General features: G+C 61.0%; 24 protein-coding genes. All 24 read right to left on the reverse strand.

The genetic code is table 11. The annotated features are described in order from the left end of the window. Nucleotides 1-50 precede the first annotated feature (50 nt). A complete protein-coding gene (gene fliA / locus CFY91_RS07435) occupies nucleotides 51-797 on the reverse strand; it encodes an RNA polymerase sigma factor FliA (RefSeq protein WP_093985718.1) in 747 nt (248 codons plus the stop codon). Next, complete coding sequence (fleN, locus tag CFY91_RS07440) at nucleotides 794-1,630, reverse strand: flagellar synthesis regulator FleN (protein ID WP_093985719.1); 837 nt, start codon at nucleotides 1,628-1,630, stop codon at nucleotides 794-796. Before fleN ends, fliA begins: the two co-directional genes overlap by 4 nt. A gap of 72 nt (nucleotides 1,631-1,702) precedes the next feature. Next, nucleotides 1,703-2,986, reverse strand: a complete 1,284-nt coding sequence (flhF, locus tag CFY91_RS07445) for a flagellar biosynthesis GTPase FlhF (protein WP_093985720.1) — start codon at nucleotides 2,984-2,986, stop codon at nucleotides 1,703-1,705. Nucleotides 2,987-3,001: 15 nt separating this feature from the next. Beyond that, the gene (gene flhA / locus CFY91_RS07450) at nucleotides 3,002-5,125 is read right to left on the reverse strand and encodes a flagellar biosynthesis protein FlhA (RefSeq protein ID WP_093985721.1); all 2,124 of its coding nucleotides are present in this window, start codon (nucleotides 5,123-5,125) and stop codon (nucleotides 3,002-3,004) included. Nucleotides 5,126-5,217: 92 nt separating this feature from the next. Then, on the reverse strand, nucleotides 5,218-6,354 hold the full coding sequence (gene flhB / locus CFY91_RS07455) for a flagellar biosynthesis protein FlhB (protein WP_093985722.1): 1,137 nt from the start codon (nucleotides 6,352-6,354) through the stop codon (nucleotides 5,218-5,220). Next, nucleotides 6,355-7,131 (reverse strand): flagellar biosynthetic protein FliR, encoded by a 777-nt coding sequence (fliR, locus tag CFY91_RS07460; protein ID WP_093985723.1) that lies wholly within the window; start codon nucleotides 7,129-7,131, stop codon nucleotides 6,355-6,357. Between the two features lies 1 nt (nucleotide 7,132). Beyond that, on the reverse strand, nucleotides 7,133-7,402 hold the full coding sequence (gene fliQ / locus CFY91_RS07465; protein WP_093985724.1) for a flagellar biosynthesis protein FliQ: 270 nt from the start codon (nucleotides 7,400-7,402) through the stop codon (nucleotides 7,133-7,135). A 12-nt stretch (nucleotides 7,403-7,414) separates the two neighbouring features. Then, on the reverse strand, nucleotides 7,415-8,173 hold the full coding sequence (gene fliP / locus CFY91_RS07470; protein ID WP_093985725.1) for a flagellar type III secretion system pore protein FliP: 759 nt from the start codon (nucleotides 8,171-8,173) through the stop codon (nucleotides 7,415-7,417). After that, a complete protein-coding gene (fliO, locus tag CFY91_RS07475) occupies nucleotides 8,170-8,595 on the reverse strand; it encodes a flagellar biosynthetic protein FliO (RefSeq protein WP_093985726.1) in 426 nt (141 codons plus the stop codon). Before fliO ends, fliP begins: the two co-directional genes overlap by 4 nt. Before the next feature lie 4 nt (nucleotides 8,596-8,599). Next, a complete protein-coding gene (fliN, locus tag CFY91_RS07480) occupies nucleotides 8,600-9,076 on the reverse strand; it encodes a flagellar motor switch protein FliN (RefSeq protein ID WP_093985727.1) in 477 nt (158 codons plus the stop codon). Between the two features lie 41 nt (nucleotides 9,077-9,117). After that, complete coding sequence (fliM, locus tag CFY91_RS07485) at nucleotides 9,118-10,089, reverse strand: flagellar motor switch protein FliM (protein ID WP_093985728.1); 972 nt, start codon at nucleotides 10,087-10,089, stop codon at nucleotides 9,118-9,120. Between the two features lie 12 nt (nucleotides 10,090-10,101). After that, complete coding sequence (fliL, locus tag CFY91_RS07490) at nucleotides 10,102-10,623, reverse strand: flagellar basal body-associated protein FliL (protein ID WP_093985729.1); 522 nt, start codon at nucleotides 10,621-10,623, stop codon at nucleotides 10,102-10,104. Between the two features lie 189 nt (nucleotides 10,624-10,812). Then, nucleotides 10,813-12,099 (reverse strand): flagellar hook-length control protein FliK, encoded by a 1,287-nt coding sequence (locus CFY91_RS07495; RefSeq protein ID WP_093985730.1) that lies wholly within the window; start codon nucleotides 12,097-12,099, stop codon nucleotides 10,813-10,815. 65 nt (nucleotides 12,100-12,164) lie between these two features. After that, nucleotides 12,165-12,518 carry an Hpt domain-containing protein gene (locus CFY91_RS07500; RefSeq protein WP_093985731.1) on the reverse strand — a complete coding sequence of 118 codons (354 nt, stop codon included), beginning with the start codon at nucleotides 12,516-12,518 and terminating at the stop codon, nucleotides 12,165-12,167. 30 nt (nucleotides 12,519-12,548) lie between these two features. Continuing rightward, the gene (locus CFY91_RS07505) at nucleotides 12,549-14,198 is read right to left on the reverse strand and encodes an ATP-binding SpoIIE family protein phosphatase (protein ID WP_229727205.1); all 1,650 of its coding nucleotides are present in this window, start codon (nucleotides 14,196-14,198) and stop codon (nucleotides 12,549-12,551) included. Between the two features lie 55 nt (nucleotides 14,199-14,253). Next, nucleotides 14,254-14,559 (reverse strand): STAS domain-containing protein, encoded by a 306-nt coding sequence (locus tag CFY91_RS07510; RefSeq protein ID WP_093985733.1) that lies wholly within the window; start codon nucleotides 14,557-14,559, stop codon nucleotides 14,254-14,256. Nucleotides 14,560-14,638: 79 nt separating this feature from the next. Further along, nucleotides 14,639-15,088, reverse strand: coding sequence for a flagellar export protein FliJ (gene fliJ / locus CFY91_RS07515; protein WP_093985734.1), 450 nt, complete (start codon nucleotides 15,086-15,088; stop codon nucleotides 14,639-14,641). Between the two features lie 12 nt (nucleotides 15,089-15,100). Beyond that, complete coding sequence (gene fliI / locus CFY91_RS07520; RefSeq protein ID WP_093985735.1) at nucleotides 15,101-16,459, reverse strand: flagellar protein export ATPase FliI; 1,359 nt, start codon at nucleotides 16,457-16,459, stop codon at nucleotides 15,101-15,103. Beyond that, nucleotides 16,449-17,264, reverse strand: coding sequence for a flagellar assembly protein FliH (fliH, locus tag CFY91_RS07525; protein ID WP_093985736.1), 816 nt, complete (start codon nucleotides 17,262-17,264; stop codon nucleotides 16,449-16,451). Before fliH ends, fliI begins: the two co-directional genes overlap by 11 nt. 16 nt (nucleotides 17,265-17,280) lie before the next feature. Continuing rightward, nucleotides 17,281-18,294 (reverse strand): flagellar motor switch protein FliG, encoded by a 1,014-nt coding sequence (gene fliG / locus CFY91_RS07530; protein ID WP_093985737.1) that lies wholly within the window; start codon nucleotides 18,292-18,294, stop codon nucleotides 17,281-17,283. Next, a complete protein-coding gene (fliF, locus tag CFY91_RS07535) occupies nucleotides 18,287-20,077 on the reverse strand; it encodes a flagellar basal-body MS-ring/collar protein FliF (RefSeq protein ID WP_093985738.1) in 1,791 nt (596 codons plus the stop codon). The genes fliG and fliF overlap by 8 nt, the downstream gene beginning before the upstream one ends. A gap of 14 nt (nucleotides 20,078-20,091) precedes the next feature. Further along, nucleotides 20,092-20,421, reverse strand: coding sequence for a flagellar hook-basal body complex protein FliE (fliE, locus tag CFY91_RS07540; protein ID WP_093985739.1), 330 nt, complete (start codon nucleotides 20,419-20,421; stop codon nucleotides 20,092-20,094). Between the two features lie 184 nt (nucleotides 20,422-20,605). After that, on the reverse strand, nucleotides 20,606-21,979 hold the full coding sequence (locus tag CFY91_RS07545) for a sigma-54-dependent transcriptional regulator (RefSeq protein WP_093985740.1): 1,374 nt from the start codon (nucleotides 21,977-21,979) through the stop codon (nucleotides 20,606-20,608). Further along, complete coding sequence (locus CFY91_RS07550; protein WP_188390286.1) at nucleotides 21,967-23,169, reverse strand: sensor histidine kinase; 1,203 nt, start codon at nucleotides 23,167-23,169, stop codon at nucleotides 21,967-21,969. The genes CFY91_RS07545 and CFY91_RS07550 overlap by 13 nt, the downstream gene beginning before the upstream one ends. Nucleotides 23,170-23,238 lie beyond the last annotated feature (69 nt).

Consider the following 23,238-nt stretch of genomic DNA (forward strand, 5'->3'; position numbering starts at 1 on the left):
AAACGCATTCCCCTGGAATACGCCCTCTCATTCGTAAAACCGGCGGCTGATCAGCTCGCCCGCCACTCACTGAGCCTAGCGCGCAAACGTGCCGCGCATTGGCTATGTAGCTGACTGACGCGGGATTCGCTGACCCCCAGCACTTCGCCGATTTCCTTCAGGTTCAATTCTTCATCGTAATACAGGGCCAACACCAGGCGTTCACGCTCCGGCAGCGCACCGATGGCCTCACTCAACGCCTGCTGAAAACGCGCCTCTTCCAATTCCTGTCCCGGCCCGCCATGGCTACGCGCCATATCATCACGGCTGCCGCCCTGATCGCCGTCCTGCAGCAGGTCGTCGAAACTGAACAGGCGGCTGCCCAGCGTGTCGCTCAGAATGCCGTAGTAATCTTCAAGACTCAATTGGAGTTCGGCCGCAACCTCTTGATCTTTAGCGTCTCTTCCCGTTCTTGCCTCGATGGCACGAATTGCTTCGCTGACCATACGCGTATTACGGTGTACCGAGCGGGGCGCCCAGTCGCCCTTGCGCACCTCGTCGAGCATGGCGCCACGAATGCGGATGCCGGCATAAGTTTCAAAACTGGCACCCTTGCCGCCATCGTATTTTTTCGAGGCTTCCAGCAAGCCAATCATGCCGGCCTGCATGAGATCCTCAACCTGCACGCTGGCCGGCAGTCGGGCCAACAAGTGATAGGCAATGCGCTTGACCAACGGCGCATAGCGCTCGACCAACTGATGCTGTGAGTCCTGCGCCTGCGCCTTACTGTACATACGAAGTCCACTGGCTGCTGTCATAGGGCCGTTCCCGCCGTCGAAGGCTGCACCAAACGCTCGACAAAAAACTCCAGATGGCCGCGCGGATTGGCCGGCAGCGGCCAACTGTCGACCTTCTGGGCAATTGCCTTGAACGCCAGGGAGCACTTCGAACGCGGGAAGGCTTCGTAGACTGCGCGCTGTTTCTGCACAGCCTTGCGGACCGACTCGTCGTAAGGCACGGCGCCCAAGTATTGCAGGGCCACATCGTCGAGAAAGCGATCGGTTACCTTGGTCAGTTTAGCAAACAGATTGCGGCCTTCCTGCGGGCTATGGGCCATGTTGGCCAGCACGCGGAAGCGGTTCATGCCGTAGTCGCGATTGAGCAACTTGATCAACGCATAGGCGTCGGTGATCGAGGTAGGCTCATCGCAGACCACTACGATCACCTCTTGCGCCGCACGCACGAAGCTGACAACGCCGTCACCAATGCCGGCGGCGGTATCCACCACCAGTACATCGACGTTATCGCCAATCTCGCTGAAGGCCTGGATCAGGCCTGCATGCTGCATGGGCGATAGCTGCACCATGCTTTGCGTACCAGAAGCTGCCGGCACGATACGAATGCCTCCCGGCCCCTGGATCAGCACATCCTTGAGATCGCACTCGCCATTGATCACGTCAGCCAGGGTCCGCTTGGGCGTCAGGCCGAGCAGTACATCCACATTGGCCAACCCCAGGTCGGCATCCAGCAGCATCACCCGCCGCCCCAGATCGGCCAGCGCCAGCGACAGATTGACCGATACATTGGTCTTGCCGACGCCGCCCTTGCCACCGGTTACCGCGATTACCTGTACGGGATGCATACTGCCCATTTCTCCACACACCTTGTAGGGCCAAAGGCCGCTGACTATTTCTTCTGTGGCCCTCAGAGGGCCGGCCGTCAATTACCCGGCGCGCAGTGTTGACTGCTGGTACAAGCCGGCAAAAGCGCCTGCCATCACGTCCTCGCTCGGTTCTTCCGGCAGCTGCAGGCTGACCGCACGACTAACCAGCTGATGACTCTTGGGCAGCTGCAAATCATCCGGAATCCGCGGACCATCGGTGAGATAGGCTACCGGCAGTTGCTGGCCTATGGCCAGCTCCAGAACCTCTCCCAAGCAGGCAGCCTCATCGACCTTACTGATGATGCAACCCGCCAGACCACAACGTTTGTATCCATGGTAGGCGGCTTTGAGCACTTGGCCCTGGCTGGTAGCCGCCATAACCAGGAAATTTTTCACTTTCAACCCGCGATTGGCCAGCGCCTCCAGTTGCAGGCGCAACGCCGGGTCATTAGCCGGCAGGCCTGCCGTATCGATCAGCACCAGCTTCTTGCGCGCCAACGGCGCCAACACCTGGCTCAGCGACTGCCCAGGATCAACCTGTAATACCGGCACATTGAGAATACGCCCAAGGGTCTTGAGTTGCTCATGGGCACCGATGCGAAAGCTGTCCATACCCACCAATGCCAGCCCCTGTGGGCCATGCTTGAGCACATGACGCGCGGCCAGCTTGGCCAGGGTGGTGGTTTTGCCCATACCGGCAGGACCGACCAGAGCTACCAGACCGCCTTCTTCGATCACTTCCTGCTCGGGAATGCGAATGGCATGCGCCAGGTGCGCCAGCAAAAGACGCCAGGCCTGACGTGGGTCGTTGATCCGCGCCACACGCTCCAGCATCTGACGGCTCAGCTCAGCAGACAGCCCCAGGCGTTGCAGGCGCCGCCATAGACTGGCCTGCTGAGGTTGGCGACTCTGCAGCTGTCCCCAGGCAATGGAACCTAACTGCACTTCAATCAGCTCACGCAAGCCGTGCAACTCGGCACGCATGGCATCCAGGGCCTGCTGGTCGGCCGGCGACGTGCTGGTACGCGACGCCATGGCTGCCGGCTTGCGTTCCGCAGCTGCGTTGGCGGCAGCAAATAGCTGGCCATTCTGGCTAGCTTCCAGAGTACGGTTATCCAGCTCGCTACGCGCCGCAGCAATTTTTGCCTGGGTAGCGCGCAGCTCCTGCTCCAGCTGTGGATTGGCCTGACCGGCCGGCGGCATCTGCACATCCAGCGCCGCAGTCAGCTCGACCCCACCGGCCACACGGCGGTTGCCAAGGATGCAGGCATCGGCACCCAGTTCATCGCGCACCAGCTTCATGGCCTGGCGCATATCGGCGGCGAAGAAACGTTTGACCTGCATGAGCGGAGCCCTCGATTAGTTCTGTCCCACCGTAGCTACGATGGTCACCTGCTTGTTGTCCGGGATTTCCTGGTAGGCCAGTACATGCATGTTCGGCACCGCCATGCGCGCAAAGCGCGAGAGCATCGCCCGAACCGGTCCTGCTACCAGAAGAATCGCCGGCTTGCCCAGGATTTCCTGGCGCTGCGCGGCTTCGATCAGCGAACGTTGCAGCTTCTCGGCCATACCCGGCTCAAGAAGGATGCCGTCTTCGCTGCCTTGTCCGGCCTTCTGCATACTGTTAAGCAACAACTGTTCCAACCTTGGCTCCAGGGTAATCACCGGCAGCTCCGGCTCAAGCCCCACAAGGCTTTGCACGATGGCACGGGCCAGGGCAACGCGCACCGCGCTGACGATCGCGGCGGGATCTTGACTCCTCGGCGCCACAGTGGCGATCGCCTCGGCGATGGTGCGGATATCACGCACCGGCACCTGCTCCTGCAGCAGCGCCTGCAACACTTTGAGCAACCCGGACAGGGAAATCAGCCCCGGCACCAGCTCTTCGGCAAGCTTCGGCGAGCTCTTGGCCAGCACCTGCAACAACTGTTGAACCTCTTCATGGCCCAATAGCTCATGGGCATGTTTGTTGAGCACCTGGTTGAGATGGGTTGCCACTACGGTGCTGGCATCCACCACGGTGTAGCCCAGTGATTGAGCCTGATCACGCTGGCTGGCATCGATCCACACCGCCTCCAGACCAAACGCCGGATCCTTGGCGGCAATGCCGTTGAGACTGCCAAATACCTGGCCAGGATTGATTGCCAATTCGCGATCCGGATACACCTCGGCCTCAGCCACACTCACCCCCATCAGAGTCAGACGATAGGCATTGGGCAAGAGATCGAGGTTATCCCGGATATGCACCGAGGGCATGAGAAAGCCCATGTCTTGCGACAGCTTCTTGCGTACGCCCTTGATGCGCGCCAGCAACTGGCCGCCCTGGTTACGATCGACCAACGGAATGAGTCGATAACCCACTTCCAGGCCGACCATATCGACCGGCATCACATCGTCCCAGCCCAGCTCCTTGACTTCCGCCGGACGCTGCGCCACCGCCTGCTCCTGCTGCACGGCCAACGCCTTGCTTTCCGTCTCGCGCACCTGCTTCTGGCGATGCCAGATCCAGTAGGCACCACCGGCTGCCAGCAAACCCAGACCAATGAAGGACACGTGCGGCATGCCAGGCACCAGGCCCATGGCAATCAGAATGGCCGCAGACACCGCGAGTGCCTTCGGCGAGGCGAACATCTGCCGATTGACCTGTCCACCCATGTCTTCCGAGGTGGAAACACGTGTCACCATGATCGCCGCAGCGGTCGACAGCAGCAGCGAAGGGATCTGCGCCACCAGACCGTCACCGATGGTCAGCAAGGCATAGACCTTGCTGGCATCGACGAAACTCATCTGGTGCTGGGCCATACCGATGGCGATACCACCGATCAGGTTGATGAACAGAATCAGCAAGCCTGCCACTGCATCACCGCGCACAAACTTGCTGGCACCATCCATCGAGCCATAGAAGTCAGCTTCCTGAGAAACTTCCGAGCGCCGCGTTTTGGCCTCTTGCTGATCGATCAGGCCGGCGTTGAGATCGGCATCGATCGCCATTTGCTTGCCGGGCATGGCGTCCAGGGTAAAACGCGCGGAAACCTCGGAAATACGCCCGGCGCCCTTGGTGACCACCACGAAGTTGATGATCATCAGGATGGCGAACACCACAGCACCCACTACGTAGTTGCCGCCGATCACCACCTCACCAAAGGACTCGATCACCTTGCCGGCCGCATCGCCGCCTTCGTGGCCATTGAGCAGCACGACACGGGTAGAGGCTACGTTGAGGGCCAGGCGCAACAACGTGGCCACCAGCAGGATGGTCGGGAACACCGCGAAATCCAACGGGCGCATGGCATACACGCAGACCAGCAGGACAACGATGGACAGGGCAATATTGAAGGTAAACAACACGTCCAGCAGGAAGGGTGGCATCGGCAAGGTCATCATGCCGAGAATAGCCAGCAGCAATAGCGGCACACCGAGGTTGCCGCGACTGAGGTCTGCCATATTGCTGCGCAGATTGCCGATCAGTTGACTGCGATCCACTGCCACCTTGTATCCCCTGCCCATTCAAACTTTTGACGCCACCCGGCGCGTTACAGGGGATATCGCAAGAAGCATTCCAACTTTGCCAAAGATCAGCTGTCGCGCTGCAGATCCGGCGGAATCGGCAAGTCCGGCAGCGGCCCGGGACGCTTACCCTTGCCGGCGCGGAACTGCTTGAGCTGATAGACGTAGGCCAGCACCTGGGCCACCGCCAGGTACAAGCCGGCGGGGATTTCCTGGTCCAGTTCCGTGGAATAGAACACCGCCCGCGCCAGCGCCGGCGACTCCAACAACTCGACACGATGTTCCTGGGCAATTTCGCGGATTTTCAGGGCCAGGAAGTCTCCGCCCTTGGCAACCAGGCGCGGTGCTCCCCCCTTGTCGGCATCGTACTTGAGCGCGACGGCAAAGTGCGTCGGGTTGGTGATCACCACATCGGCCTGCGGAACCTCCTGCAACATACGGCGCTGGGCCATTTCATATTGCAGTTGACGGATACGCGACTTGACCTCGGGCTTGCCCTCGGTGTCCTTGAACTCGTCGCGCACCTCCTGCTTGGTCATCATCAGCTTCTGTTTGTGATCCCATAGCTGAAAGGGCACGTCGATAGCTGCGATAAGGATCAGACTGCAGGCCATCCACAGGGAACACCAGCCAACAATCTGCGCGCTGTGTGCAATAGCCTGCGGCAGGGGCTCATGACCAATCGACAGCAGGTCATCCTGATTGGCCATCAACACCGCAACCGCCACCGTTAACACGACCAGGAACTTGCCAACCGCCTTGCCCAACTCCACCAGCGCCTGAACCGAGAACATGCGTTTAAGGCCGGACAAGGGATTCATCCGACTGAACTTGGGCTGCAAGGCTTCGCTGGAAAACAGCCAGCCGCCCAACGAAACCGGGCCCGCCAGGGCAATCACCAGCAATGCCATGATCAGTGGTGCCAACAGTTCCAGGGCCAGCTTGCCGGTAGCCAGCAGGTACAGCGCCATGTAGCGTTCATCCAGCAGGACTTCCCGTGACAATTCGAAGTTGCCGCGCATGATGCCCAGCAAGGCATCAGCCATGCCTGCGCCAAACACCAGCAAGCCACCGGCGCCCCCCAGGGTTACCACCAGCGTATTGAGCTCCTTGGAGCGGGCGATCTGGCCTTTCTTGCGCGCCTCTTCCAGGCGCTTGCTAGTAGGCTGTTCGCTCTTGTCGGCGCCACTCTCGCTCTCGGCCATCTAGCGTACCTGTGCCAGTTCACGCAGCCACAACAACGCCTCGCGGGCCAAGTCCTGGTACTGCGCCAGAATATCGGCCATACCCAGCCAGACGATGACCAGTCCCAGAACCAGGGTCAGCGGGAAGCCAATCGCAAAGATATTGAGTTGCGGTGCCGCGCGGGTCATCACGCCAAAGGCGATATTGACCACCAGCAACGCAGTGATCGCCGGCAGCGCCAGCAGCAACCCGGCACCCAGCACCCAGCCCAGGCGGCCAGCAATCGCCAAATAATGATCCAGCAACAAGCCACTGCCCACCGGCAAGGTTACAAAACTCTCTGCCAGGACCTCGAATACCACCAGGTGACCGTTCATGGCGAGAAACAGCAAGGTCACCAGCATCAGCAGGAACTGGCCCAGCACCGCCACGGAAATACCGTTGGCCGGATCGACCATCGAGGCAAAGCCCAGGCCCATCTGCATGGCAATCATCTGCCCGGCCACCACGAAGGCATGAAAAAACAACTGCAGGGAAAACCCCAGCAATGCCCCGACCAATACCTCCTGGCCGATCCACAACCAACCCTGCAGACTGAGCGCATCAATCTGCGGCATGGCTGGCAACACCGGCATCAGCACCAGGGTAAAGGCCAGCGCCAGGTACATACGCACACGCACCGGCACCAGTTGCGTGCCGATGACCGGCATGACCATCAGCAAGGCGGCAATGCGAAAAAGCGGCAGCAGGAAACTGGCTACCCAGCCGCCGATCTGTGCATCACTCAGCGCCAGCATGTCAGCCGATCAGCTGCGGAATGTTGTGGATCAACCGTTCGGTGAACTCCATCAACTGGGTAACCAGCCAGGGCCCGAGCACCACCAGGGTAATCAGCATCACCAGCAGACGCGGCAGAAAGCTCAGGGTCTGTTCGTTGATCTGCGTGGCGGCCTGAAATACGGCAACCATCAGGCCGACAATCAGGCTGGGTACTACGCAGACGGCGACGATCAGCGAGGTCAGCCAGAGCGCTTCACGAAACAGGTCAACAGCAATTTCCGGGGTCATGCCTGTCCCTCGCTAAAAGGTGCCGAAACTGCCGGCCAACGTGCCGATGATTAACGCCCAGCCATCAACCAACACGAACAGCATGATCTTGAATGGCAGGGAAATGATCAGCGGCGACAGCATCATCATACCCATCGCCATGAGAATACTGGCCACCACCATGTCGATGATCAGGAACGGAATGAAGATCATGAAACCGATCTGGAACGCAGTCTTCAGTTCCGAGGTCACAAAGGCCGGCACCAGGATGGTCAGCGGCGCCTGCTCCGGGCTGGCAATATCGGTACGACGTGCCAGACGCACAAACAACTCCAGATCGGAGGCGCGGGTCTGTGCCAGCATGAATTCCTTGAGCGGCACTTCGGCACGTGCCAGCGCCTGCTGCGCCGGCAGCTGCTCGTTAAGATAGGGCTGTAGCGCCTCGGCGTTGATCCGCTCGAACACCGGCGCCATGATGAACATCGTAAGGAACAGCGCCATGCCTACCAGCAACTGGTTGGACGGCGTCTGCTGCAAACCCAGCGCCTGGCGCAGGATGGAAAACACGATGATGATCCGCGTAAAGCTGGTCATCAGCATGACAAACGCCGGGATAAAGCTCAGCGCCGTCATGATCAGCAGGATCTGCAGGCTGACCGAGTACTCCTGCTGGCCTTCGGCGTTGGTACTCAGGGTAATCGCCGAGATTTTCAGCGGGTCGTCAGCCGCCAGAGCCAATGGCCCGAGTAGCATCAGGCCCAGCAGCAGAACGAAACGCAGGCAGCACTTCATGACTGATCCTTGGGCACGCGCCCCAGGGCTTCCATCAGCCGCTGGGCAAATTCAGGAGTGGCTGGCTGGTGATCCGGCAGGCTGACCGGCGTTTTCAACACATGCAACGGGGTGATTCGACCCGCGGTCAGCCCCAGCAACAGTTGTTCCTCGCCGACCTGCACCAGCAACAGGCGCTCGCGCGGACCCAATGCCTGGCTGGACAACAGACGGATGACCTGCCCACCACGCGGCGTGATCTGTTGCACACGGCGCAGCAGCCAGGCCATCGCAAAGATCAAGCCGAGCACCAGCAGCAAGCCCAACAAGAGCTGCAACAACGAGCCCACCCCACCGCTCAGCGAAGCATTGGCCGGCCCCTGCGGGTTGGCCAGGGCCACACCACTGACGAGCCAGGCCACGCCAGGAATCAGGCTACGCATGGTCTTAACGCAGCTTCTTGATACGTTCACTGGGGCTGATCACGTCGGTCAGGCGAATGCCGAACTTCTCGTTGACCACCACCACTTCGCCGTGGGCGATCAGCGTGCCGTTGACCAGCACATCCAGCGGTTCCCCGGCCAGACGATCCAGCTCGACCACCGAGCCCTGATTGAGCTGTAGCAGGTTGCGGATGCTGATCTCGGTGCTACCCACCTCCATCGACAGGCTCACCGGAATATCGAGAATCACATCCAGGTTGGGGCCTTCAAGCCCCTGCGGGACGTTGCTGATCTTCGGCGCGGCGCCGAACTCCTCCATGGGCGCACGCGGCGCCGCCGGAGCTGAAGGGGCAGCCGGCGCCTGGTTCATCAGCGCATCGATATCATCCTGGCTGGCCTCATCACCCGCCTCGGCCAACGCGGCCGCCCACTCATCGGCCAGAGCCTGTTCTTCGGGGGAAGTTGCTTCTTCGTCTGCCATAAGCCGACCTCATCCATTCGCTAGTAAGAGTAAGCTGCTGGTCAGCGCGGTCGCTCGACCGGCTCCAGCACTTGCAGCGCCAGGTTGCCCTTGTGCGCGCCAAGCTTGACCTTGAAGGTCGGCACGCCATTGGCGCGCATGACCATGTGTTCGGGCAGCTCCACCGGTATGACATCACCGGGCTGCATGTTGAGAATCTCGCGCAGACGCAAGTTGCGCCGCGCCACCGTGGCCTCCAGTGGCACCTTGACGTCCAGGACGTCTTCGCGCAGGGCCTTGATCCAGCGTTCGTCCTGATCATCCATGTCCGACTGGAAGCCCGCATCGAGCATTTCGCGGATTGGCTCGATCATCGAGTACGGCATGGTGATATGCAGATCACCCCCACCACCATCCAGTTCGATGTGAAAGGTGGATACCACTACCACTTCACTGGGACTGACGATATTGGCCAGCGCCGGGTTGACCTCGGAGTTGATGTACTCGAAATGCACATCGAGCACTGCATGCCAGGCCTCGCTGAGATCCTTGAAGGCCTGGTCAATGACCATGCGCACCACGCGTAGCTCGGTAGGCGTGAACTCACGCCCCTCGATTTTGGCGTGGCGACCATCACCGCCAAAGAAGTTGTCCACCAGTTTGAAGACCAGCTTGGCATCGAGAATGAACAGCGCGGTACCGCGCAAGGGCTTCATCTTCACCAGATTGAGGCTGGTCGGCACATACAAGGAGTGTACGTACTCGCCGAACTTCATCACCTGCACGCCACCCACCGCGACATCCGCCGAGCGGCGCAGCAGGTTGAACATGCTGATGCGGGTATAGCGGGCAAAACGCTCGTTGATCATTTCCAGGGTCGGCATGCGTCCACGGACGATGCGATCCTGGCTGGTCAGGTCATAGCTCTTGACGCTACCTGGCTCACTGTCGCTCTCGGTCTCGACGATGCCATCGTCGACCCCATGCAACAGGGCATCGATCTCATCCTGGGAAAGCAGATCCTGAACAGCCATCCGGGCCGGCTCCTACTGCAAGACAAAGTTGGTAAAAAGCACTTGCTCGACCACGCCGTCACCGACTTCCTTCTTGGCCAGTTCCTGCACCGTGGTGGTGGCCTGTTGGCGGAGCATTTCCTTGCCGACGGGCGTCATCAGGCTGTCGAAATTCTGGCTGGCGAACAGCATGTTGAGCTGATTGCGCAGTAACGGCAGGTGTACTTTCAGCGCATCCAGCTTGGCCTGGTCGCGCGCCATCAACGCCACGCTCACCTGCATATAACGCTGCCGTCCGGCATGGCTGATGTTGACCACGAAAGCTGGCGCCACATTCTCATAGATGGCCAGCTGCTTGACAGGGGCCGCAGGCGCTTCGCTCTTGGCCTCGGCCGGCGCATCATCCTTCTTGCCCAGGAAGAACAGCGTCCCCCCCACCGACAGACCAACCGCCAACAGCACCACCACGACAATGATGATGATCAGCTTGAGCTTGCTTTTGCCTGCCGGCTTTTCGTCGCCATCCGGCGCTGCGGCTTTTTCTTTCTTCGCCATGCCAATAATCCGTCGCTAGTCGACCTTTTCAGGCGTAGTTACCAGGTGAGAGCAAGGGTTGTGCCAGACACCTGACCCTGCCCGCAACTCTAGCGTCCCGTACCCGCCGCGCCTACCCCTGACAGCTATTCTTGCCGATAAACAAACGGCCCCTTAACTGGGGCCGCCGTTGGTGTGCGTCATGTACGCTCAGGCGTAGTAGTCAACCAGTCCCAAGCCTATGCGACCGGGCTGACTGTGTACTTCGCTAACCCCCTGCAACAGCAGCGGATCGGCTTCCCTGTCGTCGCGTCCGGCCGTTGCACCACGCCCCTCCTCGCCCTGTCCCTGCCAACCGCGGCCTGGCGACTGGTCGGATACATTGACATCCAACTGGGTCATGCCCTGCTGGTTGAACATCTCACGCAGGCGATGCAGCTGGGTTTCCAGGGCATCACGGACGTTGGCATTGGCACTGGCAAAGGTAATCTGGGTCTGCTCCTGATTCAGGCTGATACGCACTTCAAGGCGTCCCAGCTCCGCTGGGTTCAGCTCGATCTCGGCACTTTTCAGATTCTGGCTGGACATCCACATCACCTTGTCCACTGCGCCCTCTGCCCAACCCGGCTGTTGCAGATTGAGCGCTGCACCGGGCACTTGCGGCAGTACCGGTGAAGCCACTCGTGCAGTATTGAGATTATTCTGCGCAACCGCCTGACTGAGCACGCTAAGCCGTGCCTCCAGAGGCTCAGCACGGGGCAGCGAGGCGTTGCTGAGCGGCTGCTCAAGCTGTCTGCTCAGGCTCTCCACGTTTTCTGGCAGCCATTGCTCCACGTGGGGATCACTGCCCGCATTTTCTTCCAGCAGTTCACTGGCGGCCTGCGCCGGCGCCCCGCTGCTGCTGGCCAAGGCCGCCTGGCGCTGGGCTACATTGAGCGTGCCGTTTACCTGCAGCTCGGCCTCGGTAGATGGCTTACTGATCTGATCCTGAAGCACAGACGCCGGCTGCGCACCGAGCACGACAGCATCCAGCAGCAAATCAGCGGAGTCTTCCTCAGCCTGGTCAGACAGCTCAGACTGGGCTGCAGCCAGCGGCAGATCAGCCGCAGCGCTTTGCTCCCCCTCTTGTCCGGTCAAGCCAAGCAACAACAGTGGGTCCAGTTCCGCCAAGGCTGACTGATCATCGACGACAGCCGGCAGATCACCGCCTGGCGGGGCATCGCTCGGCAAACCCTTGCCATCAGCGGCAAGCGTATCGCCGTCATGTTGCGCCGGTTTGCCGTCACCGGCGCGCTCAGTCGCACCACGTGCCTCTCCAGTCGCGCTGCGTGAAGCAGCCTCACGACGCTCCGGCGCCTGGTTCTGGCGCTCGCGGGCATAGACATTGGAAAAATCATCGCGCCCAGGCTGGGCGGGCTTTTCCGCCGTCTTCGCCGGGGCATAGCGAGGTTTGACCTCGACATTCATCTGCAGCAGCAGATCAGGAGCAACGGCCATGAGCTGTCTCCGTTCCAGGGTTTAGGTAACGGATAAAAAGCAAGGATCGGGCCAGGTTTTACAGATCAGTTGGCGTAGCGTTGACGCTCGCTCTTGAGCAGGATCCGCACGATGGCAAACTCACGGGCAATCTGCTCAACAAGGGCGGGGGCCTGCTCCAGTTGCTCACGGCGCGCACAGTCTTCCAACTGCTTGCACAGGCCGGCCAGCAGGCTGGCGCCCATGTTGCTGCAACTGCCCTTGAAGCTATGCGCGGCCAGACGCAGGGCTTGCGCGTCGGCCCCCTCAAGCCCCTGCTGCAAACCTCGCAGCCGCTCTTCGGAATCGACGATGAAGGTATCCAGCAACACCGGGTACTCGTTTTCCATCACGTCACGCAGCGTTGCCAGTACACTGCCTTCCAGGTGTTCAGCTGCCATCCGCCCGTCTCCTTGCTGCGCGCTGGCGGATTATGCCTGAGCCGGCCAATGGAACTCTACGCTCAGACAGCGCTGAGCCGCTTGCCAATGACAGGCATCCGCCAGTTTTCTGACCAACGCCAAACCACGTCCACTCAACGCATCCTGCGCCTGCGCCGGGGGATGAGCCAGCTGCTCGCTCAGTCCGCTACCACTGTCTTCCACCTGCACACGCAGGCAGCCACCGCCCTGGGCCGCACTACGCACCTCGAACAAAACCCGCACATAACCTTCAGTCAGGCTGGCCAGACCGGCACTACGCGCCTGGTAGTAGCGAGCAAAACCTTCGGCGTCGCGCTTGAGGCGAGAATCCAGACCCAATACGCCATGTTCCAGGGCATTCGAATACAACTCGGCGAGTACCGTATACAGCTGTCCAGCCCGCGCGCGCAGCGGTTGCACCTCCAGCAACAACTGGAGAAGAAATGGCAGCGGATTGTAGTGGCGAAGGCTTTCGGCACGGAACTCGAACTGCACGTTCCAGTCATGCAGAGTACTGCCACCACTCCCTGCCAGGCTTAGCGCGGGACGCTGTAGCCGTGCCTCATCGACCCACTCCACCTCCAGCAGACTGAGATCATCCTTGCTCTGCCCATGAAAGTCGGCCAAGGCTTGCTGGATTTCCGCAAACAGACTGGTCGGCTGCCGATTCGCCAGCAAGAGCTCACAAAGCCGCTGCTCACCAAACAACTCACCCTCGGCATTGCTGGTTTCCAGCACGCCGTCGGAAAGCAGGAAGATACGATCGCCCTGCTGCAACGGATAGGCTTCGCAGGCAGGATTGAAAGCGCTTTCGTCAAGGATCCCCAACGGCAAGTGCCGGGAAACCAGCGGCTGCAAATGACCATCCATGGAGCGCCGCAGGTAGCCATCCGGCAACCCACCATTCCATACCTCAAGCACACGGCGCTGAAAACTCAGGTTGAGCAATGCGGCGCAGCAGAAGACCCCCACCGGCAGGATACGCTTCAGCTTGGCGTTCATCTCGCGCAGGATATCGGTCATACCGAAACCCTTGGCGGTCATGCTGTAGAACACTTCAGCCAGCGGCATGGCACCAATAGCCGCGGGCAAGCCATGCCCGGTGAAGTCACCGAGCAACACGTGCATGCCTCCCGAGGGCTTGAAGGCCGCCAGCAACAGATCACCGTTGAACAGCGCATAGGGTGATTGCAGGTAGCGGATATTCGGTGCATTCAGGCAGCCAGAGTGCGCCACCTTGTCGAAGACCGCCTTGGCAACGCGCTGCTCGGTCAACAAGTGCTCGTTATGCCGGGCAATCAGGTCGCGCTGTTCCAGCACCGTGGCCTGCAGTAGGCGCAGGCGGTTCATTGCCTTGATCTTGGCGTCGAGGATTTCCCGGTTGTAGGGTTTGGCCAGAAAATCGTCGCCGCCGGCCTCCAGGCAACGCGCCAGGGCTTCGCTCTCGGTCAGCGAGGTCAGGAAGATGATCGGTATCAGGGTCTGCCCGGCCAGTTGCTTGATGCGCCGGGCCGCCTCGAAACCGTCCATAACCGGCATCAGTGCATCCATCAGCACCAGTTGCGGCTGCTCCTGCTGGAACAAGGCGACAGCTTCCAGGCCATTGGCGGCGGTCAGCACACGATGCCCCTGGCGACTGACGATGGTCGACAAAAGCATGCGGTCGGCCGGGCTGTCCTCGGCAATCAGGACCGTCAGCCGGTTGTCCACGGAGTCAGGCAATGCTGAACAGTTGCTCGAAGTTGGAAATGGCCAGGATCTTGCGTACATCGGCGTTGCAGTTGATCAGCCGAATATCTGCACGATCGCCGCCTGCGTAGTCACGCAACAACAGCAACATGCCAAGCGCCGAGCTGTCGAGGTAGGTGGTATCACGCAGGTCGACCACGTAGCGCTTGGGGGTTACCTCAACACGCTCGTAGGCATTGCGAAACTCTTGATGAGCACCAAAATCGAAACGTCCCTGGATACTGATGTGTAGCTCCTGTCCATCGGCCGAAGGCTGGGCAAGAATGGCCATGGATGACTCCTTGTTTGAATGTATTGAGCCCTGAGGCTGGCCTCAGGTTTAGCACTCGCCGCCCGCGAGAACAAGCCTCTCAGGGCGTATCTCGTTGGTTTAGGCGCTGTGCCAACTCGTCCAGCAGGCGCTGTTCACGGCGATCCTCGGCCTGGCGCGCCTCGTCACGGTAGCGCTGCACCAGTTTACGCAGGCCTTCCAGACGCACATGTTTCTGTTGCCAGAGGTCGCGTGCACGCTGCTGATTTTCACGCAGCCAGTCGATGCTACGTTGTTGTTGGCCAATGGCGACTTCCAGCTGACTGAGAAAGCGCTGGTAATTCATCAACCATTGACCACTGACGCCCTGACTGCCCTGCTGCAGCCACTGCTGCTGGTAATCGTGACGATAGCGCTGCAGTTCGCCCAGTTTCACTTCCCCCTGGCGTAACTGCTCCTGACTACGCGCCAGGGCACGCGCGGCATCCTGTTCTTCACGCTCGGCCATCTGCACCACTGGCAGCAGGCGTTCGGCTCGTTTGAGGCTCATGGCGGGCGTCTATCAACCGGCCTGGGGCGTGGACAACACCCCGACCAGGCGCTCCAGGCTGCGTGACAGCCCCTCGCTTTCCTGTAGGCCCTGGCGCAGGAACGCCTGCATGGCTGGCTGCACGGCCAACGCCTGATCGGTCTCACGATCCGAGCCCGGCACATAGGCACCCACGCTGATCAGATCACGGCTCTGCTGCAGGCGCGACCACAGTTGCTTGAAGCGTTGTGCCGCCTGCAGGTGTTCCGGGCTGACCACTTGCGGCATAACCCGACTGATGGAAGCTTCGATATCGATCGCTGGGTAATGGCCTTCCTCAGCCAGCCGTCGGGACAAGACAAAGTGCCCATCCAGCACCCCGCGTGCCGAGTCGGCAATCGGGTCCTGCTGGTCGTCGCCCTCCGACAGCACGGTGTAGAAAGCGGTAATCGAACCGCCACCCTGCTCAGCATTACCCGCGCGCTCAACCAGTTTCGGCAGTTTGGCAAACACTGATGGCGGATAACCCTTGGTGGCCGGCGGTTCGCCGATGGCCAGGGCGATCTCGCGCTGTGCCTGGGCAAAGCGCGTCAGTGAATCCATCAGCAAAAGGACGTTCTTCCCACGATCACGGAAGTACTCGGCGATGCGCGTGCAATACATCGCCGCACGCAGACGCATCAGCGGCGCGTCATCGGCCGGCGAAGCCACGACCACTGCGCGTTTAAGCCCCTCTTCGCCGAGAATATGCTCGATGAACTCCTTGACCTCGCGACCACGCTCACCGATCAGGCCCACGACAATGATTTCCGCCTCGGTGAAACGCGTCATCATGCCCAGCAATACCGACTTACCCACCCCGGTACCGGCAAACAAACCCAGGCGCTGCCCACGCCCCACGGTAAGCAGACCGTTGATGGCACGAATGCCTACATCCAGTGGTTGGTCGATCGGATGTCGGTTAAGCGGGTTGATGGTCGGACCGTCCAACGGCACCCAGTCCTCGGCCTTCATCCCTCCCTTGCCATCCAGGGCGCGCCCGGCACCATCCAGCACCCGGCCCAGCATGCTCATGCCCATCGGCAGACGGCCAGCATCCGGCAAAGGCACCACCCGCGCCCCCGGGGCAATACCCGCCAAACTGCCAGTCGGCATGAGGAAACTCTTGCCGCCGGCAAACCCCATCACTTCGGCTTCGACCTGCACCGGGTGATAGCTGTCGTCATTGATCACCAGGCAACGACTGCCGATGGCTGCACGCAACCCCTCGGCTTCCAGAGTAAGACCGATCATGCGCAGCAGGCGGCCCTCCACCACAGGCTGCTGGGGCAACTTGAGGGCCTCGGCATAGCCGCCCAGGCGCCGCGCAAAACTACTGCGCTCAAGGCGCATCGCCAGTCTCCAGATCCAGCTGGATATCCGCCGGCGGCACATGGGCTGCCTGCAGACGCTGCTGTTCATAAAGCTGCTTGATGGCCTCGTTCAGGCGCGTTTCGATCGTCGCATCGATACGGCTGTGCTCCGTCTCGATACGGCAGCCACCCGGCAGCAGACTGTCGTCCTCAAAGATCCGCCATTGCTCGGCATGCCGTTCACGCAGCGCCTTGACCAGTTCGAAATCCTGCGGATTGACATACAGGGTGATGTTGCCGGCGCCCATTGGCAGTAACTTGAGCGCCCCCTGCAACACCTGGCGCAACTGGCTGGAATCGCTGTGCAATTCGCGCTGGATGACTTCACGGGACACGCGGATCAGTACATCCAGCAGCGCCTGTTCCAGTTGCTGGTCCTGCTGGGCAATGGGCTCGAAGAGGTGTTCCATCAACTGCTCCAAGCGTTGCACTTTAGCCTGCAGCTGCACCTCGGCTTCCTGGCGCGCCTTGACCTGCCCGGCATGCAGGCCGTCACGCTCGCCGACACTAAAGCCTTCGTTGTAGGCCTCCTGGTAGACCTCCTGACGAATGGCCTCCAGCTCCTCGAGGGTCAGGGGCTTGACCTCTTCAAGCGGCACATCTTCACCCTGTGCGACAGGCTCGGCGAGCCGTGACGACTCGGCGTCCACCGGCTCCTCAGCAGTCCCGCCAGACGGCAGCAGGCTGCTCACGTCACCCTCATCAAAACTGGGCAACGCCCAGCGATCGAAGGCCGCCAGATCCTTGGCGCGAATCAACTCACTGGGATTTTCCTTGGCGGCCATCAACGACTACTCCGCATCAGATCATCGCCTCGCCACCGGCACCACCGAGAACGATCTCGCCGGATTCGGCCATACGCCGGGCAATGGTGAGGATTTCTTTCTGCGCGGCTTCCACCTCGCTGACCTTGACCGGCCCCTTGGCTTCCAGGTCGTCGCGCAGCAACTCGGCAGCACGCTTGGACATGTTCTTGAAAACTTTTTCCTTGATCGCTTCGTCGGCCCCCTTGAGCGCCAACACCAGCACATCGGACGACACCTCGCGCAACAGTGCCTGAATCCCCCGGTCGTCGACATCGGCCAGGTTGTCGAAGACAAACATCAGATCCTCGATCTGCGTCGACAGGTCCTCGTCCACTTCGCGGATCGAGTCCATCAGCTGTCCCTCTACCGAACTGTCGAGGAAGTTCATGATATCCGCCGCGCGCTTGACCCCACCCAGGTTGGCCCGCGTGGTGTTGGCAGCCCCGGAGAACTGCTTCTCGAGAATCTGGTTGAGTTCTTTGAGGGCTGCCGGCTGCACGGTATTCAGTGACGAAACCCGCAGGACAATATCCAGACGCACCTTGTGATCGAAATTACTCAGCACTTCGGCGGCCTGGTCCGGGTCCAGATAGGCGACCACGATGGCCTGGATCTGCGGATGTTCATAGCGAATCACGTCGGCTACGGCACGCGGTTCCATCCACTTCAGGCTATCCAGACCACTGGTACTGCCACCGAGCAGAATGCGGTCGATCAGGTTGCCGGCCTTGTCCTCGCCCAGTGCCTGGGTCAGCATCTTGCGGATATAGCCATCGGCACCGACGCCCAGGCTGGTCTGATCACCAACCACCTCGACGAACTCGCTCATCACCTGCTCTACCTGCTCGCGCTGGATATTGCGCATCGCGGCCATCGCCACACCCACCCGCTGGACTTCCTTGGGCCCCATGTGGCGAAGCACCTGCGCGGCATCGGTCTCACCCAGCGAGAGCAGAAGAATAGCGGCCTTGTCGACCTTGTTCAGCTTACCGGGGCGATTGTCACTCATCGGCGTTAATCCACTCTTTGACTACCTGAGCCACACGACCCGGGTCTTCGGCGACCAGGCTCTTGATGGCATTGAGTTGCGCCTCGTAGCCCTCGGTCGGACTGGGCAGCATGATACTGCTCGGACCACCCAGACTGACACGGTCCTCGCTAAGCTCGCCACCCAAACCCTCCAGGTCACCCAGCTCGACATCGCCACCCCGTCCACCTTCGCCCGCACCAGAACCCTTACCGGGATTGATGATGGTATTGAGTACCGGGCGCAGCACACCAAACACCAGCACCAGGATAAACAACACGCCAAGCACCTGTTTGACGATATCCCAGAACCACGGCTGGGTGTAGAAGGGAATCTCGGCCAACTCCTCGCCGGTCATATCGCTGAATGGCGCATTGATCACGCTGACGCTGTCACCACGGCTGGCATCAAAGCCGACGGCATCCTGTACCAGGCGGGTGAAGCGCGCCAACTCCTCGTTACTCCAGGGCTGGCGGGTAACCGCGCCACTTTGCGGATCAACCTTGATCTGATCATCCAGCACCACCGCTACCGAGAGACGCTTCAGGCGCCCCTGCTGCTGGCGGGTATAACTGATCGAACGGTCCAGCTCGAAATTGCGCGTAGTCTGATCACGCTTGTCGGCCGGGTAAGGTGCCAGCATGGGCTGGCCGGTGGCCGGATCAATGACCTGCTGGCCATTCGCGTCAAGCAACGGCTGTCCCGGCGCCACTGCCCCGGCGGGAGCAGCCGCGGCAGCCTGCTCAGGCGCTGCCGCGGCACCCGGCGGCTGGTTACTCAAGGCACCGGGCACCCCTTGCGGCCCCAGCGCCGATGACCGCTGTTCCTTGAGCAGTTGCTCGCTGCGTAGCGCCGGCTGATCCGGGTTGAACATTTCCGACGTCGATTCCACGGCACTGAAATCCACATCGGCAGACACCTCGGCCTTGTAGCGCCCATTGCCCAGCACAGGCTGCAGGATGCTGTGTACGCGCTGGGTAAACAGGCTTTCCATACGCCGGCTGTAGTCGTATTGGCGCCCGGCGATAGTCAGCTCGGATAGCTCCTGCTGATCAGAGAGCAGATTGCCCTTCTGGTCGACCACAGTGACTTGCGACTTATCCAGCTCAGGCACGCTAGTGGCCACCAGGTTGACGATGGCCGTTACCTGCCCCGGCTCCAGCGCTCGCCCAGGATAAAGCTCGACCAGTACCGAAGCGCTGGGCTTTCGCTCATCACGCACAAACACCGAACTCTTGGGGATCGCCAAATGTACACGGGCAGCCTTGACGTTGTTGAGACTGGCCACGGTACGTGCCAGCTCTCCTTCGAGGCCTCGCCGATAGCGCGTGGCCTCCATGAACTGACTGGTACCCAGGCCTTGTTCCTTATCCAGCAATTCAAAGCCGATGGTGCCGTCACTCGGCGCAATACCCGCACCCGCCAGACGTAAACGCGCCTGTGCCAAGTCATCGGCCTTGACCAGTACGGCGCCGGAGTTTGGCTCGACGCGGAACGGAATATTGGCGGTATTCAGTGCCTCGACCACCTGATTGGCGTCCATACCCGACAGGCTGCCATACAGGGGACGGTAATCCGGCTGCTGCGACCACAACACCACGGCAAAACCGATGGCTACGCTGGCCGCCAGCCCCACCAGCAAACCTAGCTGGCGCAACATCGACATCTGTGCCAGGTTGTCCAGAAAGGCCAGGCCCAACAGCGGCTTACCCGAGGTACCTGCTTCGCTTTTGACCGGCATATTTTCCACTGCTGCTTCAGCCATGATTCAGCCCACCCTCAAACCGGCATCTGCATGATGTCTTGATAGGCCTGGACGACCTTGTTGCGCACCTGGGTCAGCGCCTGCATGGAGACACTGGCCTTCTGCGAAGCAATCATCACATCCGCCAGGTCAACCCCGCCCTGCCCCATCTCGAACGCAGTAGCCAGCTGGTTAGCCGCCTGCTGGGTATCGCTAACCTTGTTCACCGCCTGGCCCAGCAGATCGGAGAAGCTCGGCGCACCGACCTCCAGGGGCTGCTCGACTGGCTTTGCGCGCGCCATGGCATCCATTTGCATGGCACGCATTTCCAACATCAGGCGATTGAATTCGACACCCTGGCTCATCTGATCCTCCTGGCCGCATTTTTTTGACGCGCTGCGGCGCTTTAAGAAGGTCTTTGCAACAAGGATGCCAATAAACCTGCGATGCAGATTCAGAAAGCGTTAGCGCAGGGAGGTACCAGCCAGAGATCAGGCCCGGTCAAATCGGTACGGCCTGTTCACCTGCACGGGTCAACCATCCAGGCTCCTAGCCGAAGAGATAGGCATCCACATCCAGACCGGCATCACGCATCTGCGCCAGCTTGTGGCGCAGGGTACGCGGGCTGATCCCCAACCGTTCGGCCGCCTCGCGACGGCGCCCCCGCTCGCTTTTCAGAGTAGCCATGATGTGCTGGAACTCATGCTGACGCCGTGCATCATCCAGAGGCTCGTCCCGCTCGACAGCGGCTGTCACACCTGGCAGCGCAACAGCAGCTGTACGGGTCGGCACGGCGCTCGGCGCCCCCTGCAGGCACAGGTCGGCGGCCTGGATCAGCCCGCCCTGCTGCAAAATCAATGCGCGCTGCATAGCGTTGTCCAGCTCACGCACATTACCTGGCCAGGCGTGCGCGAGCAGCGCCTGGCGGGCCGAGTCACCCAGCTGTACGTTGGCCATGTGCAGCTTGGCCGCATGGCGCCGCAACAGGCGCTCGGCCAAGGGCAGGATATCCGCCGGACGCTGGCGCAACGTCAGCCAGGCCAGCGGGAACACTGACAGGCGATAGAACAGGTCTTCACGGAAACGCCCCGCACTCACTTCCGCCTGCAGGTCACGGTTGCTGGTGGCCAGCACACGAATATCCAGCTGAATGGCCTTGCGTGCACCCACCCGCTCCACTTCGCGCTCCTGCAGCACACGCAGCAACTTGGCTTGCAAGGCCAGGGGCATCTCCGAGACCTCATCAAGCAGTAACGTGCCGCCCTGCGCCAGTTCGAACTTGCCCGGCTGGCTCTGTACCGCGCCGGTAAACGCGCCTTTCTCATGACCGAACAGCGTCGCTTCCAGCATATTCTCCGGAATGGCCGCACAGTTGATGGCAATGAACGGTCCCTGGCTGCGGGGTGACTGCTGGTGCAGATAACGCGCCAGCACCTCCTTGCCACTGCCCGACTCCCCGGTAATCAACACCGTGCTGTCACTGCGCGCCACCCGCGCCGCCAGCTCCAGCAGCTGCCGACTGCTGGCCTCGACCGCAACCGGGCCGTCATCTTCCTGCAACTGGCCGCGTGCATGACGTGCCACCTCCTGCAGCAACTGACGCGGCTCGAAGGGTTTTACCAGATAATCCTGCGCACCCTCGCGCATCGCCGATACCGCACGCTCGACACTGGCATAGGCAGTCATCAGCAAAACCGGCAACCAAGGCTGCTGCTGGCGAATCTGTTGCAGCAACTGATGGCCATCCATGCCCGGCATGTTCACATCACTCAATACCAGACTGAACGACTGGCGCGTCAACTCGGCCAGCGCCTGCTCAGCACTGGCGCAGGGGCGGACGGCGTAGCCGCCTAGTTGTAGCGTTTCGCCGAGCGCCTCGCGCAAGGCCGCATCATCCTCGACCAGCAGAATCAACGGGGACATGAGAGCACCTCGCTTGCCGCCACCAGCAGGGGCAGCTCCAGCACCGCGCAGGTACCACGCCTCAGACGTGAAAACATCAGCAGCTGGCCGCGATGAGCTTGCGCCACCGCCTTGACGACCGCCAGCCCGAGCCCCGTCCCTTGCGGCTTGCTACTCACCATCGGCTCACCCAGCTGCTGCACAAGCTGGGCCGCCATACCAGGGCCATTGTCACTCACGCACAGGCGCAAGTGCTCACCCCGCCGGTACAGATGCACCTTGATGCGCAGCGGGCCTGGCGCAGACTGGCAGGCATTTTCCAGCAAGTTGTGCAACGCGCCCAGCAAGACATCGCGATGGCACACCAGCAAGCCATCGCGTGCATCGCATTGCCAACGTACCTGCTGCCCTTCCAGCAACTGGGCACTGGCCTCGCGCAGGGCAAACAGGCATTGCGCTGGCGTCAGGCGGTCAGGCAACGGCAGGTCGCCACGCGTAAAGACCAGCATGTCACGCACCTGTCGCTCCAGCTCATGCAGGCGCTCCTTGAGTCGTGCGGCAAAGCGCTGCTGCTGCTCCACAGGAAGCGTCTGCTCAGCCAGGTGACTGGCATACAGCAAGGCGGTGGATAGCGGTGTGCGTATCTGGTGGGCCAGCGAAGCAACCATGCGACCTAACGCAGAGAGCCGGGCATGCCGTGCCAGCTCATCCTGCAAGCGACGAGTTTCCGTCAGATCGGTCAGCAGAATCAGCTGCCCCGGCTCACCGGCCAGCGAACGCGTGGCCAGCGACAGGCGACGTCCGTCCTGTAGGGAAATTTCATGGCCATCATCGGCACGCGGAGCGAAGCTACGCTGGATGACTTCCCGCCAGAACACACCCAGCAGCGGCTCGCCCAGCAACTCAAGCGCCAGCGGGTTGGCCTCGACCACCCGACCACGACCGTCCAGCACCACGACCCCACCCGGCAGGATATCCAGCAGGCTCTGCAGACGCTGGGCCAGGCGCTCCTTTTCTGCCAGCTGCTCCAGACGCTCGGCACTGGCCTGGGCCAATTGCCCCTTCAGCTCGCTGACGCGGGCTTCCAGCAAGCCATAGGAGTTGCCCAGCTGCAGCGACATCTGCTGCAACTGTTCGACACGCTGCTGGAGCTGGTTAGCCGCTTGCTGCTCATCGGCAACAGGACGCAGGCTGTAAGGGTGCATGCTCATGCTCGGCTCTCGCATCAAAGGCCTACCGTCGAAAAACGGTCAGCCACGTTCAGTTGCGAGAATCACTGC

Origin of the sequence: Pseudomonas fluvialis (assembly GCF_002234375.1) — a bacterium.
Classification (GTDB): domain Bacteria; phylum Pseudomonadota; class Gammaproteobacteria; order Pseudomonadales; family Pseudomonadaceae; genus Aquipseudomonas; species Aquipseudomonas fluvialis.